12 protein-coding genes are annotated in these 15985 nt (G+C 71.6%); 3 read left to right on the top strand and 9 right to left on the bottom strand.

The features are described from left to right. Positions 1-272: 272 nt before the first annotated feature. Together R2E43_RS30300 and R2E43_RS30295 are read right to left on the bottom strand one after the other, a co-directional pair. Complete coding sequence (locus tag R2E43_RS30300; protein ID WP_136207461.1) at positions 273-2891, bottom strand: ABC transporter permease/substrate binding protein; 2619 nt, start codon at positions 2889-2891, stop codon at positions 273-275. Beyond that, complete coding sequence (locus R2E43_RS30295; RefSeq protein WP_003977205.1) at positions 2884-3978, bottom strand: quaternary amine ABC transporter ATP-binding protein; 1095 nt, start codon at positions 3976-3978, stop codon at positions 2884-2886. Before R2E43_RS30295 ends, R2E43_RS30300 begins: the two co-directional genes overlap by 8 nt. Positions 3979-4172: 194 nt before the next feature. Here R2E43_RS30295 and R2E43_RS30290 point away from each other — a divergent pair, with 194 nt between their 5' ends. Both R2E43_RS30290 and R2E43_RS30285 read left to right on the top strand, forming a co-directional pair. Beyond that, complete coding sequence (locus R2E43_RS30290) at positions 4173-5078, top strand: 5'-3' exonuclease (protein ID WP_016325848.1); 906 nt, start codon at positions 4173-4175, stop codon at positions 5076-5078. Between the two features lie 105 nt (positions 5079-5183). Then, on the top strand, positions 5184-6026 hold the full coding sequence (locus R2E43_RS30285) for a siderophore-interacting protein (protein WP_003977203.1): 843 nt from the start codon (positions 5184-5186) through the stop codon (positions 6024-6026). 373 nt (positions 6027-6399) lie between these two features. Here R2E43_RS30285 and R2E43_RS30280 read toward each other — a convergent pair whose 3' ends face one another. After that, positions 6400-6981 carry a GNAT family N-acetyltransferase gene (locus R2E43_RS30280; protein ID WP_332056730.1) on the bottom strand — a complete coding sequence of 194 codons (582 nt, stop codon included), beginning with the start codon at positions 6979-6981 and terminating at the stop codon, positions 6400-6402. 106 nt (positions 6982-7087) lie between these two features. On the opposite strand from R2E43_RS30280, the gene R2E43_RS30275 reads away from it, so the two are divergent. After that, on the top strand, positions 7088-8062 hold the full coding sequence (locus R2E43_RS30275) for an RluA family pseudouridine synthase (RefSeq protein WP_136207462.1): 975 nt from the start codon (positions 7088-7090) through the stop codon (positions 8060-8062). Here R2E43_RS30275 and R2E43_RS30270 read toward each other — a convergent pair. The 6 genes from R2E43_RS30270 to R2E43_RS30245 form a co-directional block, all read right to left on the bottom strand. Further along, positions 8056-9552, bottom strand: coding sequence for a cytochrome P450 (locus R2E43_RS30270; RefSeq protein ID WP_332056729.1), 1497 nt, complete (start codon positions 9550-9552; stop codon positions 8056-8058). The two genes, R2E43_RS30275 and R2E43_RS30270, sit on opposite strands and share 7 nt — an antisense overlap. Before the next feature lie 74 nt (positions 9553-9626). Beyond that, positions 9627-10247 carry a GTP-binding protein gene (locus R2E43_RS30265; RefSeq protein WP_003977199.1) on the bottom strand — a complete coding sequence of 207 codons (621 nt, stop codon included), beginning with the start codon at positions 10245-10247 and terminating at the stop codon, positions 9627-9629. Beyond that, on the bottom strand, positions 10228-10644 hold the full coding sequence (locus tag R2E43_RS30260) for a DUF742 domain-containing protein (protein ID WP_003977198.1): 417 nt from the start codon (positions 10642-10644) through the stop codon (positions 10228-10230). Before R2E43_RS30260 ends, R2E43_RS30265 begins: the two co-directional genes overlap by 20 nt. Beyond that, positions 10641-11018 (bottom strand): roadblock/LC7 domain-containing protein, encoded by a 378-nt coding sequence (locus R2E43_RS30255; RefSeq protein ID WP_167308645.1) that lies wholly within the window; start codon positions 11016-11018, stop codon positions 10641-10643. Before R2E43_RS30255 ends, R2E43_RS30260 begins: the two co-directional genes overlap by 4 nt. 26 nt (positions 11019-11044) lie before the next feature. Then, the gene (locus R2E43_RS30250) at positions 11045-12670 is read right to left on the bottom strand and encodes a sensor histidine kinase (protein WP_003977196.1); all 1626 of its coding nucleotides are present in this window, start codon (positions 12668-12670) and stop codon (positions 11045-11047) included. Between the two features lie 411 nt (positions 12671-13081). Beyond that, positions 13082-15934, bottom strand: a complete 2853-nt coding sequence (locus R2E43_RS30245) for a DEAD/DEAH box helicase (protein ID WP_011027893.1) — start codon at positions 15932-15934, stop codon at positions 13082-13084. Between the last annotated feature and the right edge of the window lie 51 nt (positions 15935-15985).

Here is a 15985-nt window from a genome sequence, read left to right as displayed (position 1 = left end):
GTGGTGGCCGCGACCTCACGTTTCTCGCCACGGGCGGGACCGTCCGCGCGCCGTGGCGCAGGCCTTACCGGTTCAAGGCGTGGACGGCCTTCCGTGTTCCCGCCAGCCTCCCGCGCCCGGGCCGGGGCACGCTCAGGCCGGGACCTGGCGCTCCGTGGTTGGCCGAATCCCTACCGTGTCCGGTCCGGGAACGGCCCGAGGGGTGGACCCGGGGCGCCTGGGGAAGACGCCGCCGGGCCCACCCCTCGGGGTGACCGTCGCGGAGTGCCGCGCTACTGCGGGGTCATCCGGCCGACGACGTCCGGGTGCTCCTTCAGCCAGGCGGCGACGGCTTCCTCCTCCTGGCCCTGACCGCGGTCCTTGATCTCGGCCTCCAGGCTGCCCAGCTCGTCCTCGCTCATCTTGAAGTTCTTGATCCACTTCGTGAGCTGCGGATACTGCTCGGGGAACTTCTTGCTGGAGATGGTCCGGATCGTGTTGCCCTCGCCGAAGGCCTTCTTCGGGTCCTTCAGCTTGGTCAGCTCGTAGTCGCTGTAGGCCCAGTGCGGCGACCACAGGGTGACCGCGACCGGCTCCTTCTTGGCGAGGGCCCGCTTGAGCTCGGCCAGCATGGCGGGCGTGGAGCCGTCGACGACCTCGTACTCGTCCTCGAGGCCGTAGCCGGGCAGGACGTCGTTCTTCAGCAGCTGCATCTCACCGGTGCCGGGCTCGATGCCGATGATCTTCCCGTCGAAGAGGTCGCTCTTGCCCTTGAGGTCGGCGAGGGACTTGACGTCCTTCACGTACGAGGGGACGGCGATCTCCAGGGAGGTCGGTTCGTACCAGGTGCCCAGGTCGACGAGGTTGTCCTTGTGCTTGTTCCAGTAGTTGCTCTGGGCGTAGGGCAGCCAGGCGTCGAAGTTGAGGTCGATGCCGCCGGAGGCGAGGCCGGTGTAGACCGGGCCGACGTCCATCTGCTTCAGGTTCATCTTGTAGCCGCGGCGCTCGAGGACGTTCTTCCACAGGTAGGTGACGGCGACGTCCTCCTCCCAGGGGAACCAGGCCACGTCGAGCGGCTGCTTGGCCTCCGCGGGAGTGGCGCCGGAGCCGCCCTCGACCGGGGCGAGCTTGTCGACGACGCCCGGGTTGGCCTCGAGCCAGGTGCGGACGGCCTCCTGCTGCTGTCCCTTGCCGGCCTTGTTGATCTCGGCCTCGAGGCTGGTGAGCTGCTTCTCCGTCATGGAGAAGTCCTTCAGCCACTTGGCCACGACCGGGTTGTCGCCCGAGAAGCCCTTGCGGGACAGCGAGTGCACGCCGTCGCCCTTGCCCCAGGCGCCCTTGGGGTCCTTCAGCTTCTTCAGCTTGTAGTCGTTGTACGCCCAGTGCGGGGACCACAGCGTGGTGACGATCGGTTCCTGCTTGCTGTAGGCCCGCTTCAGCTCGGCCAGCATCGCCGGCGTGGAGCTGTCGACGACCTTGTACTCCTTGTCGAGGCCGTACTCCTTGAGCACCTTGGTCTTGAGCAGGTTCATCTCACCGGCGCTGGGCTCGATGCCGGTGATCTTCCCGCCGAAGAGGTCGGCCTTGCCCTTGAGGTCCTCGAGGGAGTTGATGTCCTTCATGTACGCCGGGACGGTCAGCTCCAGCGACGTCTCGTCGTACCAGGAGCCGAGGTCCTCGAGCTGCTTGCCGTACTTCTTCCAGTACTGCTCGTGGGTCGTCGGCAGCCACGAGTCGGTCTGGAAGTCGATGTTGCCCTGGGCGAGCGCGGTGTAGAGCGGGCCGGCCTCGAACTGCTTGGCCTCGACCTCGAAGCCGCGCTGCTCCAGGATCTCCTTCCACAGGAAGGTGGAGGCGACGCCCTCGTCCCAGGGGATGTAGCCGATGGAGACCTTCTTGCCGTCGCCGACGTTCTTGCCGCCGCCGGCCGTGTCGGCGTCGTCGGAGCCGCCGCCGAACATGCCCATGCCGCCGGCCACCAGGGCGAGGATCACGATGCCGACCACGGCGACCTGCGGCTGGGGGCGGTAGGACCAGATCTTCAGGCCCTTGGCGGCGCGCGCCTTGGCGGCGGCGCGGCGGCCCAGCGGGGAGACGTGGGTGCCCAGGGCGCTGGTCATGCGGTCCAGGTAGATCGCGAGGATCACGATGGCGAGACCGGCCTCGGCGCCGAGGCCGACGTTGAGCTGGCCGATGGACTCCATGACGTCGCCGCCGAGGCCACCGGTGCCGACCATGCCGGCGATCGCGGCCATGGACAGGCCGAGCATGATGACCTGGTTGACGCCCGCCATCACCGTGGGCAGCGCCAGCGGGAGCTGGACGCGCAGCAGGGTGTTGCCGGGCGTGGTGCCGAACGCCTCGGCCGCCTCGACCAGCTCCTTGTCGACCTGGCGGATGCCCAGCTCGGTCATGCGGACGCCGGGGGCGAGGGCGAAGATCAGGGTGGCCACGATGCCCGGGGCGGAGCCGGTCCCGAAGAACAGGATCGCCGGGATCAGGTAGATCATCGCGGGCAGCGTCTGCATGAAGTCCAGGACCGGCCGCACGAACGCGCTCACCCGGTCCGAGCGGGCCGCCCAGATGCCCACCGGCACCGCCACGACCAGGGCGATGATCGTGGCGACCAGCAGGAGCGCGAGGGTGACCATCGCGTTCTCCCACAGTTCGAGGGAGTCGATGAAGGCGAACCCGGCGAAGGAGAGGATGCCCGCGAAGGTGCCGCGCAGCCAGAAGGCGATCACGGCGAAGATGCCGGCGAGCAGCAGCGGCTCGGGGGCCTGGAGGACGGCGTTGATGCCGTCGTAGGCGCCGGTGAAGATGTCCTTGAGGAAGGTGAAGAGCCAGGAGACGTTGTCGAGCAGCCAGTCGACGGTGCTGTTGACCCAGTCGCCGAGGGGGATCCTAGGCACGGCTGATCACCTTCTTGCCGCCCTTGTCCCGCGGGCTGTCGCAGACACCGGGGACCACGTCCTCGTCGTCGCCGAGGAAGCCGATGAGCCGCTGGGCCGGGACGACGCCGACCAGCCGGCGGTCACCGTCGACCACCGCCACCGCGTGGGGCACGCGGGCGCTGATCGCGCACAGCTCCGAGAACGGCGTCTCGGGCGTGGCGGTCTCGCAGTCGCAGTCCGCCTCGTCGCCGCGCACGTCGGTCTCCATGACGGAAGCCGTGGTCAGGACGCGGGAGCGGTCGACGTCCTTGGTGAAGGAGGCGACGTAGTCGTTGGCGGGACGTATCAGGATGTCCTGCGCGGTGCCTATCTGCACGATCCGGCCGTCGCGCATCATGGCGATGCGGTCGCCCAGGCGCATGGCCTCGTTGAGGTCGTGGGTGATGAAGACGATGGTCTTCTTCAGGGTCTTCTGCAGGTCGAGCAGCTGGTCCTGCATGTCGCGGCGGATCAGCGGGTCGAGGGCGCTGAAGGACTCGTCCATCAGCAGCAGGTCGGCGTCGGTGGCGAGCGCGCGGGCCAGGCCGACGCGCTGCTGCATGCCGCCGGACAGCTCGTCGGGCCAGGACTTCTCCCAGCCGGCCAGACCGCACAGGGCGAGCGCCTCGTCGGCGCGGCGTTCGCGCTCGGCGCGGGGCACGCCCTGCACTTCAAGACCGTAGGCAGCGTTGTCACGGACGCTGCGGTGGGGGAAGAGCGCGAAGTGCTGGAAGACCATGCTGATCTTCATGGAACGGACCATGCGCAGCTCGCGGTCGCTGAGCGCGGTGAGGTCCTGCCCCCCGAAGCGGACGTGCCCGGCGGTCGGCTCCGACAGACCGTTGAGCATGCGCAGCAGCGTGGACTTGCCTGATCCGGACAGCCCCATGACCACGAAGATCTCGCCGGGCTCCACGGTGAAGGACGCGTCGATGACGGCGGCGGTGGTGCCGTCGGCGCGCAGTTCCTCCCGGACGTCTTCGCCCTGGCGCAGTCGTTCGACCGCCTGATCCGGTTTCCTGCCGAAGACCTTGTACAGGTTCTCGGCCTCTAGTCTGGCTGACACGCTTACCTCTTGGGTCGGGGGCAGGGGCAGGGCCCAAAGCTCCCCTAACAGTTGAATGCATCAACCAGCTTCGGCCCGGCTGCGCGCCTGCCCCGATGCTTATGCGCCAAACATTTAAGTGAGCCAGTTCACACGTCCTCCCCCGCCCGCACACCCGACCTGCGGCATGATTGCGAGGCGTGACCGGACGACTGATGCTTCTCGACACCGCCTCCCTCTACTTCCGCGCCTACTTCGGCGTGCCGGACTCGGTGAAGGCGCCCGACGGCACGCCGGTGAACGCCGTGCGCGGCCTGCTGGACTTCATCGACCGCCTGGTGAAGGACCACCGGCCCGAGCACCTGGTGGCGTGCATGGACGCCGACTGGCGACCGCACTGGCGGGTGGAGCTGATCCCCTCCTACAAGGCGCACCGCGTGGCCGAGGAACGGCCGGCCGGCCCCGACGCGGAGGAGGTGCCCGACACGCTGTCCCCGCAGGTGCCGGTCATCGAGGCCGTCCTCGACGCGCTCGGCATCGCCCGGGTCGGCGTGGCGGGGTACGAGGCGGACGACGTCATCGGCACCTACACCGCGCGGGCCACCGGCCCGGTCGACATCGTCACCGGGGACCGTGACCTGTACCAGCTCGTCGACGACGCCCGCGGCGTGCGCGTGCTCTACCCGGTCAAGGGGGTCGGCACGCTCAACCTCGTCGACGAGGCCGCGCTGCGCGAGAAGTACGGCGTCGACGGCGCCGGGTACGCCGATCTGGCGCTGCTGCGGGGCGACCCGAGCGACGGGCTGCCCGGGGTGCCCGGCATCGGCGAGAAGACGGCGGCCAAGCTGCTCGCCGAGTTCGGGGACCTGGCCGGGATCCAGGCCGCCGTCGACGACCCGAAGGCCAGGCTGACGCCCACGCAGCGCAAGCGGCTGACCGAGGCCGGGCCGTACCTCGCGGTCGCCCCGAAGGTCGTCAGGGTCGCGGCCGACGTGCCGCTGCCGGACACCGGCACCGCCCTGCCGCACGGCCCGCGCGACGCCGCAGCGCTGGACGCACTGGCGGCCCGCTGGGGACTGGGCGGGTCACTGCAGCGCCTGCTGACCACGCTCACCGCCTGAGCGGCGCCGCGCGGCGGCCCGTTTCCATGAGCCACACACGGGTCGGGATGCTAGCTTAGGTATACCTAACTCACGGAATCTCACGCAGGGAGCAGGGAGGCCGTCATGGCAGACCGTCCGGCACGCAAGCCGCGCAAGCCGCACACCGCGCAGGTCGTCCGCACCGAGCGGCTGACCCCGCACATGCAGCGCGTGGTGCTCGGCGGCGAGGGACTCTCCGCGTTCGCGGCGGACACCTGCACCGACCACTATGTGAAGCTGCTCTTCCCCTCCGGGGGCGCGACCTACCCGGAGCCCTTCGACATGGAGCGGATCCGCGAGGACTTTCCCCGCGAGCAGTGGCCGGTGACCCGGACGTACACCGTCCGCCACTGGGACGCCGAGCACCGTGAGATGACGCTGGACTTCGTCATCCACGGCGACGAGGGGCTCGCCGGGCCCTGGGCGAAGCGGGTGCGGCCGGGCGAGACGGTCCACTTCATGGGCCCCGGCGGCGCCTACGCCCCCGACCCCGCCGCCGACTGGCACCTGCTCGCCGGTGACGAGAGCGCGCTGCCCGCTATCGCCCGCTCCCTGGAGGCGCTGCCCGACGGCGCTCGCGCGTACGCCTTCGTCGAGGTCGAGGGGCCCGAGGAGGAGCAGAAGATCGACTCCGACGTGGAGGTCGTCTGGCTGCACCGCGCCGGCCGTCCGGTCGGGCAGGCTCTGGCCGAGGCCGTGCGCGCCCTGGAGTTCCCCGAGGGCAGGCTGCACGCGTTCGTCCACGGCGAGGCGGCCTGCGTGAAGGAGCTGCGCCGGTACCTCCGCCTGGAGCGCGAGATTCCCCGCGAGGACCTGTCCATCTCCGGCTACTGGCGCCTCGGCCACAACGAGGACGGCTGGCAGGCCTCCAAGCGCGAGTGGAACGCCCGCGTCGAGGCCGAGCAGGAGGGCGCGACGGCCGCGTAACGGCGTCGCCCACCGGCGAACACCCGCCCGCCGGGCCTCTGGCGGCCCCGCACGGCTACGAGCCCGTCGGTCGCCGCGTTCGCGCCCGCACGGGCACGCGTCGTGCACCGGCCCCAGAGCGCGGCGCGGCAGCACCCCGGCACCTCCCCGGGCCCAGTGGCAGCCCTGCCCGCCCGGAGCCCTGGCGGCCCCGTGGGACCCCTGGCAGCCCTGCGCGGGCCACGAGCCCGTCGGTCGCCGCGTTTCGCGCCCGCACGGGCACGCGTCGTGCACCGGCCCCAGAGCGCGGCGCGGCAGCACCCCGGCACCTCCCTGGGCCCCGTGGCAGCCCCGCCCGCCCGGAGCCCTGGCGGCCCCGTGGGTCACGCTTGCGTCAGTCGCCGCGTACGCGTGCGTGCAGGTGCATGTCGTGCCACCCGTCGGGGTGGAGGACGGCCTTGCGCTTGGTGCCCTCCAGGGCGAAGCCGGTCTTCTGGGCGACCCGGCACGAGGCGTCGTTGGCCACCGCGTGCAGGAGTTCGAGGCGCTGGAAGCCGATCTCGTCCAGCGCCCAGTGGGTCAGGGTCCGGGTGGCCCGTGCGGCGACGCCCCGGCCGCGGGTGTCGGCCGTCGTCCAGTAGGCCACCTCGGCCACCCCGTCACCGAGCACCCATTCGCGCAGCGCCACCCGGCCGAGCAGTCGGTCGTCCGCCGCGTCCGCGACGGCCCACTGGACGCCGCGCTCCCGTTCCCAGGCGCCCTGCCACTCGGTGATCCAGCCCCGCACCTCCTCCTCGGAGTCGGCCGCGCGGGCGTGCCACTGGTGCATCACCGGGTCCTGGAAGGCCACGTGCACGGCGGGGGCGTCCTCGGTGCGCCAGGGACGCAGCACCAGCCCGTCGCCGGTGGGGAGTGTGGGCTGCGGCGCGCCGGAAAAGGTGCCGGCCGCGAGGACCGGGCGTGTCAGGAAGGGCATGGACGGCATCCTGCCAAGGGGCCCGGGCCCCGGCCCAGCGGTTTTCCGGCGGGCTCGGCCCACTCGGTCCGCCGCCGCGGGTCACCGCCTCGTACGCTGGCAGGTGATGAGACGCCGTACCCCTCCCCCGCCCTCGCCCCTGCCGCAGCGCGACGGCATCGACGCGGTGCGGGTGCGGCTGCCCGCGGACGGGCCGTGGTCCACGGTGCGGGAGTACCTGACGGAGCGGCTGTCGGCCGCGGGCGCCGGTGTGGTCGACGGCATGTTCGACGCCGGGGTGTTCGTCGGGGCGGACGGCCGCCCCGTGGCGGGCGACGCGCCGTACGAGCCGGGCATGTTCGTGTGGTTCCACCGCGAGCTGCCCGTCGAGGTGCCCGTCCCCTTCCCGCTGGAGATCGTGTACCGCGACGCGCACATCGTCGTCGCGGACAAGCCGCACTTCCTGGCCACCACCCCGCGCGGCGGCCACGTCACGCAGACCGCGCTGGCACGGCTGCGCCGGGAGCTGGACATCCCGGCGCTGGGTGCGGCGCACCGCCTGGACCGGCTCACGGCGGGGCTGGTCCTGTTCACCGTGCGCCCCGGGGAACGCGGCGCGTACCAGGGCCTGTTCGCCGACCGGCGGGTGCACAAGGTGTACGAGGCCGTCGCTCCGTACGACGCGGCGCTCGCCCTCCCCCGGACGGTCCGCAGCCGGATCCTGAAGGAGCGCGGGGTGCTCGCCGCCCGCGAGGTGGCCGGCGAGCCGAACGCCGTGACCCGCGTCGAACTGCTCGCCCACCGGCCGGAGCACGGGCTGGGCCGGTACCGGCTGGTGCCCGGCACCGGCCAGACGCACCAGCTGCGCGTCCACCTGAACGCGCTCGGCGTGCCGATCCTCGGCGACCCCCTCTACCCGGAGGTGGCCGCTCCCGTGCCGGCCGGTGACTTCCGGCGCCCGCTGCAACTGCTCGCGCGGGAGCTGGGGTTCACCGATCCGGTCACGGGGCGCGAGCACCGCTTCCGCAGCGGCCGGTCCCTCGGCGCCTGGACCGCGTACGAGGACTGGGCCGCGCGGGAGGGCCGGGCCGGCCGTCAGTAGCCGCGCCACCAGAGCAGGAAGCGCTGCAAGGCACCGCGGGGGCGGGGCTGCCCCGCTCCCGGTGCCTGCTGAGGCTCGGCGGCCGTCACCGACACGGGCTGCGGCGGCTGCGTGGGCAGCGGCGGCTGTGCCCGCCGTTCCGGCTTCGGCAGGCCGACGTGCCAGGGTGCGTGCCGTTCCGGGGTCGGGGCGTGACTCGGCTGCTGCATGATGTCCTGCTGCGCCCTGGGCTCGAAACGGACCGGCAGTTCCACCAGGTGCCGCGAGGCGATCGACGACCGCCAGCGCAGGTCGTCCTCGTCGCAGTCGAGCTGGAGGTCGGGCAGCCGCATCAGCAGCGCGTCGATGCCGGCGTCGGCGATGGCCCGCCCGATGTCCTGCCCCGGGCATTCGTGCGGGCCGCCGCCGAAGGCGAGGTGGGCGCGGTTGCCCATCATGCTGGCGTCCAGGTCGGGACGGATGCGCGGGTCGACGTTGCCCGGCGCGATGCCGAGCAGCAGGCCGTCGCCGGCCCGGATGCGCTGGCCGCCGAGTTCCGTCTCCTGCTTGGCGAAGTAGGCGAAGACGGTGCTGAACGGCGGCTCGTCCCACAGGGACTGCTCGACCGCCTGGGGCACCGTCATCTGGCCGCCGCTGAGCTGGGCGCGGAAGCCCGGGTCGGTGAGCACGACGCGCATCACGTTGCCGATCAGGTTGACGGTCGCCTCGTAGGCGGCCAGCAGCACCACCCGCAGGTGTTCGCGGACCTCGTCGTCGGTGAGCCCGGCCGGGTGGGTGACCAGGCGGCCCGCGATGTCGTCGGCCGGGTCGGCCCGGCGGGTGGCGGTGAGCCGTCCCAGCGCCTCCATGACGTAGGCGTGGCTGGCGATCGCCGTCTCGGTGCCCTTGAGGGTGTCGCGGGCGGCCTCCACCAGCCGGTCGTTGTACTCCTCGGGCATGCCGAGCAGATGGCACATCACGCCCATCGGCAGGTGCTCGGCGAACTGGCTGACCAGGTCGGCGCGGCCCTCCTCGCAGAAGCGGTTGACGACGCGCTGGGTGTAGCGCTTGATGTGCCGGCGCAGCTCCCGGTAGTCGAGGTCGGACATGGCACTGGTGACCGCGCCGCGCAGCCGCTTGTGTTCGTCGCCCTCGGCGTGCGAGCAGATGGGCTGCCAGGCGATGTGCGGCATGAGGGGATGGTCGGGCTTGACCATGCCCTCGTTGAGCGGGGTCCAGATCCGGCTGTCGCGGCAGAACTGGGAGGGGGTGCTCACCATGTGCAGGTTCTCGGCGTGCCCGAGGACCACCCACATGGGTACGTCGTCGTGGAGCAGCGCGGGCGCCACCGGCCCGTGCTGCTCGCGCAGCTTCTCGTACAGCTCCTCCAGGTCTTCCGCCTCGTGGAGCCGGTGCAGTCCGCCCGGCCCGAGGCCGTGCGCGGGGCAGCCGGGCGGTGGTTCGAGCAGGGGTTCGCCCGTTCCGGTCGGGGAGTGGCTTTCAGGCGTCACAGTCTCGCTCCGCAACAAAAGGTGTGGTCACGTCAGAAGGTGTGGGTCACGTCGGGGTCGGTGGGGCGCGCCGGTCAGGTGAGCGCGCCCTTCATGGCGAGGGAGTGCAGGAGGCGCATCAGGGTCATCAGGACGTCCCGGCTGGAGGCCCGGCGCCGCACGTCGCAGTCGAGGATGGGGATCTCCTCGGGCAGGTCGAGCGCGGTGCGCAGTTCCGCGACGGGGTAACGGGGCGCGTCGGGGAAGGTGTTGACGGCGACGACGAAGGGCACGCCGCGTTCCTCCAGGCGGCCCATGACGTCGAAGCTGACCTCCAGGCGGCGGGTGTCGACCAGGACCACGGCGCCGAGGGCGCCCTCGAACAGGCCGTTCCACAGGAACCAGAAGCGCTCCTGGCCGGGCGTGCCGAAGAGGTAGAGCACCAGTTCGTCGGTGATGCTGATGCGGCCGAAGTCCATGGCGACGGTGGTGGCCGTCTTGGAGGCGGAGCCGTAGTTGTCGTCGACGCCGATGCCGGCCTGGGTCATCGTCTCCTCGGTGGTCAGCGGGCGGATCTCGCTGACCGAACCGACCATGGTGGTCTTGCCGACCCCGAAGCCGCCCACGATGACGATTTTCACGGCGGCCTCGGCCGTGTGCGGCAGCCGGTCCTCGGTCCGTGGGCCCGGGATCGTGTCAGAGCTTTTGAAGTCCATGCATCACCGCTTCGAGGAGGTTTCGGTCGGCGACCTTCTGGCGGACGATCGGGGCGCGGGCCTGCACCAGTTCCGACGCCAGCAGGTCGGTGAGCAGCACGGTCACCACACTGAACGGCAGGCTCAGATAGGCCGACAGCTCGGCCACGGACAGGGGTGCGGCGCACAGCCGGAGCAGGGCGGCCTGCTCCGGTGTGGCGGACACCGGGGGGTCGGCGCGGGCCACGATCAGGGTGACGAGGTCGATGTCGGCGCGTTCGCCGCCTCCCTCACCGCCGATGACGAAGAGCCGCTCGGGGTTGCGGACCTCGCCCTCCTTGGCGGGCGCGCCGGGAGGGGCGGGCGCGGCGGGCCGGTCGGGCCCGGGGGATCGCCTCTGGCGCCTGGGAGGAGTCATACGGTCTGCCCGTTGCGCCGTGCCGGACTGGTGAGGTGGGGGCCGATCCGGGCGACCAGGTCGGCCATGCTCAGGCCCATCCGGCCGGGTTCGCAGCGGACGTCGGAGAGCACGGCGAGATAGGCGTTGGGACCGGCGGCCATCAGGTAGAAGTAACCGCCGTTCATCTCGATGAGCACCATCTTCATGTCGCCGTCGCTGGTGGGGATCTCCTGGCTGACGGCGCTCGCCAGGCTCTGCAGGCCCGCGCAGGCGGCGGCGACCCGGTCGGCGGCGTCCGGGTCCCCGGAGTAGCGGGCGATGCGCAGGCCGTCGGCGGAGAGCACCACGATCATCTCGATGCCCGGGACGCCGTCGTAGAGGTCCCGGAGCATCCAGTCGAACTTGCCTTGCTGCTCGATCACTTGAGGTTCCCCTCGTCGTCTGCCGGGGCGTGGGCCGGCTCGTTGCTGCTGGACTCCTGGTGGGCGCGCGTGCTGCCCGGGTGCTGCTTGAGCCCCTCCCAGAAGGCGCCGATGAAGTGGCCGGGCGGGAGGCCGCCCTGGTCCTTGTCCTGCGCGGGTTCCGGCTCCGCGGGCGCCGGGATGCCGTTGCGGGCGCGCTCGGCGGCCTGCCGGGCCTCGCGTTCGGCGTCCTCCCGCTCCCACGCGGCCTGCTCGGCGAGGCGCTGGCTGAGCGGCATCTTGACCCGGCTGCGGCGCTGCGGGAGCCCGCCCGCCGTCCACTCGGTCACCTCGGGAACGTCGTCCTCCAGGGACACCGTGGCGGGGATCCGGGGGCTGGTGGGGCGGCGCTTCTTGGGCTTGCGCTCCGGTCCGGGCAGGGCGTCGGGGCCGGGGGTGGGGATCGAGGTGGCGCCGATGCCGTGGGCGAGGCCGACGCCGGGCTCGGTGGTCATCATCTTGCTGGGCACGATGAGGATGGCGCGGACGCCGCCGTACGCGGAGGCCCGCAGCGAGACGTCCATGCCGAACTGGGTGCACAGCCGGCCGACCACGGACAGGCCCAGGCGCGGGTGGTGGGCGAGGTCCTGCACGTCGGTGCCGCGCTTGGCCTGCTCCAGCAGGCCCTCGATGCGGCCGCGGGACTCCTCGCTGAGGCTGACGCCGGCGTCTTCGATCTCGATGCACACACCGCTCTGCACCTCGGTCGCGGTCACGTGCACCTTGGCCGCGGGCGGTGAGTAGCGGGTGGCGTTGTCGAGGAGTTCGGCCGCCGCGTGGATGACCGGTTCGACGGCGGTGCCCTTGATGTTGACCTTGGCGATGGAGGCCAGGTTGATCCGGCGGTACTCCAGGATCCGGGACATGGCGCCGCGCAGCACGCTGTAGAGGGCGACCGGTTCGGGCCACTGGCGTCCGGGCCGGCCGCCGCCGATCACGGAGATGGAGTCGGCGAGTCGGCCGATCAGCGAGGTGCCGTGGTCGATGCGCAGGAGGTCGTCGAAGACCTCGGGGTTGCGCCCGTGGTCCTCCTCCATCTCGCGGAGTTCCTTCTGCTGCTGGTGGACGATCGCCTGGACCCGGCGGGCGATGTCGACGAAGGAGCGCTCGGCGGACTCGCGCATGGCGTCCTCGTGGTCGACGATCTCGCAGACCATCCGGATCAGCTTGCGCTGGGGTTCGCCGAGTTCGGCGTAGGCGGGGTTCACCTCGCCGAGGCGGCCCATCAGCTCGCGGGGTGTGACGCCCCTGCGCATGAAGTTCAGGAGGTCGGGGAGGACTTCGGCGCCGAGGCGGACCATCTCCTCGTGATGGCTCGCGGCCCGGTGCTCCAGATACGCGGTGTGACGGGCGTGTTCGGCGCGCTGGGCCCGCAGCGCGCGTCCGCGGCGTACCGCTTCGGCGGCCGCGGCGATCACCAGGACGGTGGCGACGGCACCGCACAGGCCGACGGCGAGCCGGGCCGGTTCCGTCACGAGGGCGACGGCGGCCCCGGTGGCCGCGGCCATCAGTATGGCCGGCAGCAACAGCGTTCGCGCGTAGGGAAGTTCACGGCGACCTGGAGGGGAATCAACACTCACCATGTAGGCCCTCTGAAAACGAATCGGCTGGGATGGGGGAGCTTGCGGCGGGGTATGTCTGGGAGTTGTCGGGATCTTCGGCGCATTGGGAACAAGCGCGCGATTACACCTCAACTCGGTGCGCTGCGGGCGAGCTTAGTCCGGGGGGATCATCGCCGTGTCATATTCGGCAAGCACCTGAAACGGGCACGGGGTCTGGAGTATGGTCGGGCCCATTTGCACGCCCGGGAGTCGTTCGAACACGTGGAGTAATGCCTCAAGCGTGCTCGAAAATGACTCACCGTGACGAGGGAACGGTGCACACAGAGCGCGGGAGGCGGCGCGCGCAGGGCACGGAAGGCCGGCGCGGGGCGCGCGGCGCGCGAAGGCCCGGCGGGTACTCCCGCCGGGCCGGGTGAGGTGTCAGGGCCGGGGTCAGCCCACGGACGAGTAGGCGACCACCCCGCGCAGCAGTTCGTCGACCGCCTTGCGCGCGTTCTTCGGGACGGTGGAGCCCGCGCCGGGCGCGGCGGCCGAGATCTGGCCGAGGACGTCGATGACCTGCTTGCACCAGCGCACGAAGTCGCCGGCCGGCATCTCGACCTCGCGCAGCACCTCGTCGAGCCCCTTGCCGGAGGCCCACATGTACGCCGCCCAGGCGAAGCCGAGGTCGGGCTCGCGCTGGCCGACACCCTCGGTCTGGCTGATCCGGAAGTCCTCCTCCAGGGCGTCTAGGCGGCCCCAGATGCGGACCGTCTCGCCGAGCGCGGCCTTGGCCCTGCCGGAGGGGACCTTGGGCGCCGTCGCGTCGTCGGCGGCCCGCGACTCGAAGACCAGCGCCGAGACGCAGGCGGCCAGCTCGGCCGGGGACAGCCCCTCCCAGACGCCCTCGCGCAGGCACTCGCTGGCGAGCAGGTCCAGCTCGCCGTAGAGCCGCGCCAGGCGCTTGCCGTGCTCGGTGACCTCGTCGCCGCGCAGGTAGTCCAGCTCGGTCAGCAGCGCGACGATCCGGTCGAAGGTGCGGGCGATGGTGTTGGTCCGGCCCTCGATCCGGCGCTCCAGCTGCGAGGTGTCGCGCAGCAGCCGGTGGTAGCGCTCGGCCCAGCGGGCGTGGTCTTCGCGGTCGTCGCAGCCGTGGCACGGGTGGGCGCGGATCGCCTTGCGCAGCCGGTTGATCTCCCGGTCGTCGGCGGCCTGGGAGCGCTTCTTGCGGGCCCGCTCCGGCGTGATGTGCCCGGCCTTGGAGCGCAGCGCGGAGGCGAGGTCGCGGCGGGACTGCGGCGAGCGCGCGTTGAAGGACTTCGGGATCCGCATCCGGTCCAGCGCCTCGACGGGCACCGGGAAGTCGATCGACGCCAGCCGCTTGACCTGCCGCTCGGCGGTCAGCACCAGCGGGCGGGGCCCGTCGTGGTGGTCGAAGCCGCGGTGGCCGTTGGACCGCCCGGCCGGCAGTCCCGGGTCGAGGACCAGGGCGAGGCCCGCGTACTTGCCGGTCGGCACGTGGATGACGTCGCCCGGCTTCAGCTTCTCCAGCGCCACGGCGGCCTCGGCTCGCCGCTGGTTGGCGCCCTGCCGGGCCAGTTCCTGCTCGCGGTCCTTCAGCTCGCGGCGCAGCCGTGCGTACTCGTCGAAGTCGCCGAGGTGGCAGGTCATGGACGCCTTGTAGCCCTCCAGGCCCTCCTCGTTGCGCTGCACCTGCCGGGAGATGCCGACGACCGACTTGTCCGCCTGGAACTGCGCGAACGACGTCTCGAGCAGCTCCCGCGAGCGGTGCCGGCCGAACTGATCGACCAGGTTGACCGCCATGTTGTACGACGGCTTGAAGCTGGAGCGCAGCGGGTAGGTGCGGGTGCCGGCCAGTCCCGCGAGGTGCTCGGGGTTCATGGCCCGCTGCCACAGCACCACCGCGTGGCCCTCGACGTCGATGCCGCGCCGCCCGGCCCGGCCGGTGAGCTGGGTGAACTCGCCGGGGGTGATGTCGGCGTGCTGCTCGCCGTTCCACTTGACGAGCTTCTCCAGCACGACCGAGCGGGCCGGCATGTTGATGCCGAGGGCGAGGGTCTCGGTCGCGAAGACGGCCTTCACCAGTCCGCGGACGAACAGCTCCTCGACGACCTCCTTGAAGGTGGGCAGCATGCCCGCGTGGTGGGCGGCGATGCCGCGCTCCAGCCCCTCCAGCCACTCGTAGTAGCCCAGGACGTGCAGGTCCTCGCGGGGGATGGATGAGGTGCGCTCCTCGACGAGCGCCCGCACCCGCTCCCGGGCGCCCTCGTCGTTGAGCCTGAGGCCCGCGTACAGGCACTGCTGGACGGCGGCCTCGCAGCCGGCCCGGCTGAAGATGAAGGTGATCGCGGGCAGCAGCCCCTCGGAGTCCAGCCGCTCGATGACCTCGGGCCGGCTCGGCGTCCACACCCGCGAGCGCTGTCTGCGCTCCCGCTCCCGGTCGGCCTCCTTCATGGCGCGGCCGCGCCTGCGGTCCTGGTAGGAGGGGCGGCTCGCCTCCAGGCGCGCCATGCGCGTCAGGTCGGGGTTGACGGCCTTCTTGTGGCCCTCGGCCTCCTCGAACAGGTCGTACATCCGGCGTCCGGCCAGCACGTGCTGGAACAGCGGCACGGGCCGGTGCTCGGAGACGATCACCTGGGTGTCGCCGCGCACGGTGTCGAGCCAGTCGCCGAACTCCTCCGCGTTCGACACGGTCGCCGAGAGCGACACCAGGGTCACGGACTCGGGGAGGTGGATGATCACCTCTTCCCACACGGCGCCGCGGAACCGGTCGGAGAGGTAGTGCACCTCGTCCATGACCACGTGGCCGAGGCCGAGGAGGGTCTGCGAGCCCGCGTACAGCATGTTCCGCAGGACCTCGGTGGTCATCACGACCACCGGCGCTTCGGAGTTCACGCTGTTGTCGCCGGTGAGCAGGCCCACCTTGTCGGTGCCGTAGCGGCGGCACAGGTCGGCGTACTTCTGGTTCGACAGGGCCTTGATGGGCGTCGTGTAGAAGCACTTCCTGCCCTGCTGGAGGGCCAGGTGGACGGCGAACTCGCCGACGATCGTCTTGCCGGAGCCGGTGGGCGCGGCCACCAGCACGCCCTTGCCCGCCTCGAGTGCCTGACAGGCCTCGATCTGGAAGGGGTCGAGGCCGAAGTCGTACATCTCGCGGAAGGAGGCGAGCGCGGTGGCCTGCTCGACAGCGCGCTGACGGGCTGCCGCGTACCGCTCGGCCGGTGAGAGATCCTCTGTCATCGTGCTTTCGAGCGTACCGGCCCGCACCGACAACCGGACGATCATTATCGGGATCGGCCGTGTGGGGGTTCCGTGGGGGCGGCGACGCGTGCCGTC

Source organism: Streptomyces violaceoruber, assembly GCF_033406955.1.
GTDB classification, from domain to species: Bacteria; Actinomycetota; Actinomycetes; order Streptomycetales; family Streptomycetaceae; genus Streptomyces; species Streptomyces violaceoruber.
Note: the sequence above shows the minus strand (reverse complement) of the source record. Positions and strands in the feature narration are given on the sequence as shown.

Coding starts and splice junctions, on each gene's coding strand:
- R2E43_RS30290 (WP_016325848.1), top strand. CDS start 4,173: ATGCTTCTCGACACCGCCTCCCTCTACTTCCGCGCCTACTTCGGCGTG.
- R2E43_RS30285 (WP_003977203.1), top strand. CDS start 5,184: ATGGCAGACCGTCCGGCACGCAAGCCGCGCAAGCCGCACACCGCGCAG.
- R2E43_RS30280 (WP_332056730.1), bottom strand. CDS start 6,981: ATGCCCTTCCTGACACGCCCGGTCCTCGCGGCCGGCACCTTTTCCGGC.
- R2E43_RS30275 (WP_136207462.1), top strand. CDS start 7,088: ATGAGACGCCGTACCCCTCCCCCGCCCTCGCCCCTGCCGCAGCGCGAC.
- R2E43_RS30265 (WP_003977199.1), bottom strand. CDS start 10,247: ATGGACTTCAAAAGCTCTGACACGATCCCGGGCCCACGGACCGAGGAC.
- R2E43_RS30260 (WP_003977198.1), bottom strand. CDS start 10,644: ATGACTCCTCCCAGGCGCCAGAGGCGATCCCCCGGGCCCGACCGGCCC.
- R2E43_RS30255 (WP_167308645.1), bottom strand. CDS start 11,018: ATGCTCCGGGACCTCTACGACGGCGTCCCGGGCATCGAGATGATCGTG.
- R2E43_RS30250 (WP_003977196.1), bottom strand. CDS start 12,670: ATGGTGAGTGTTGATTCCCCTCCAGGTCGCCGTGAACTTCCCTACGCG.
- R2E43_RS30245 (WP_011027893.1), bottom strand. CDS start 15,934: ATGATCGTCCGGTTGTCGGTGCGGGCCGGTACGCTCGAAAGCACGATG.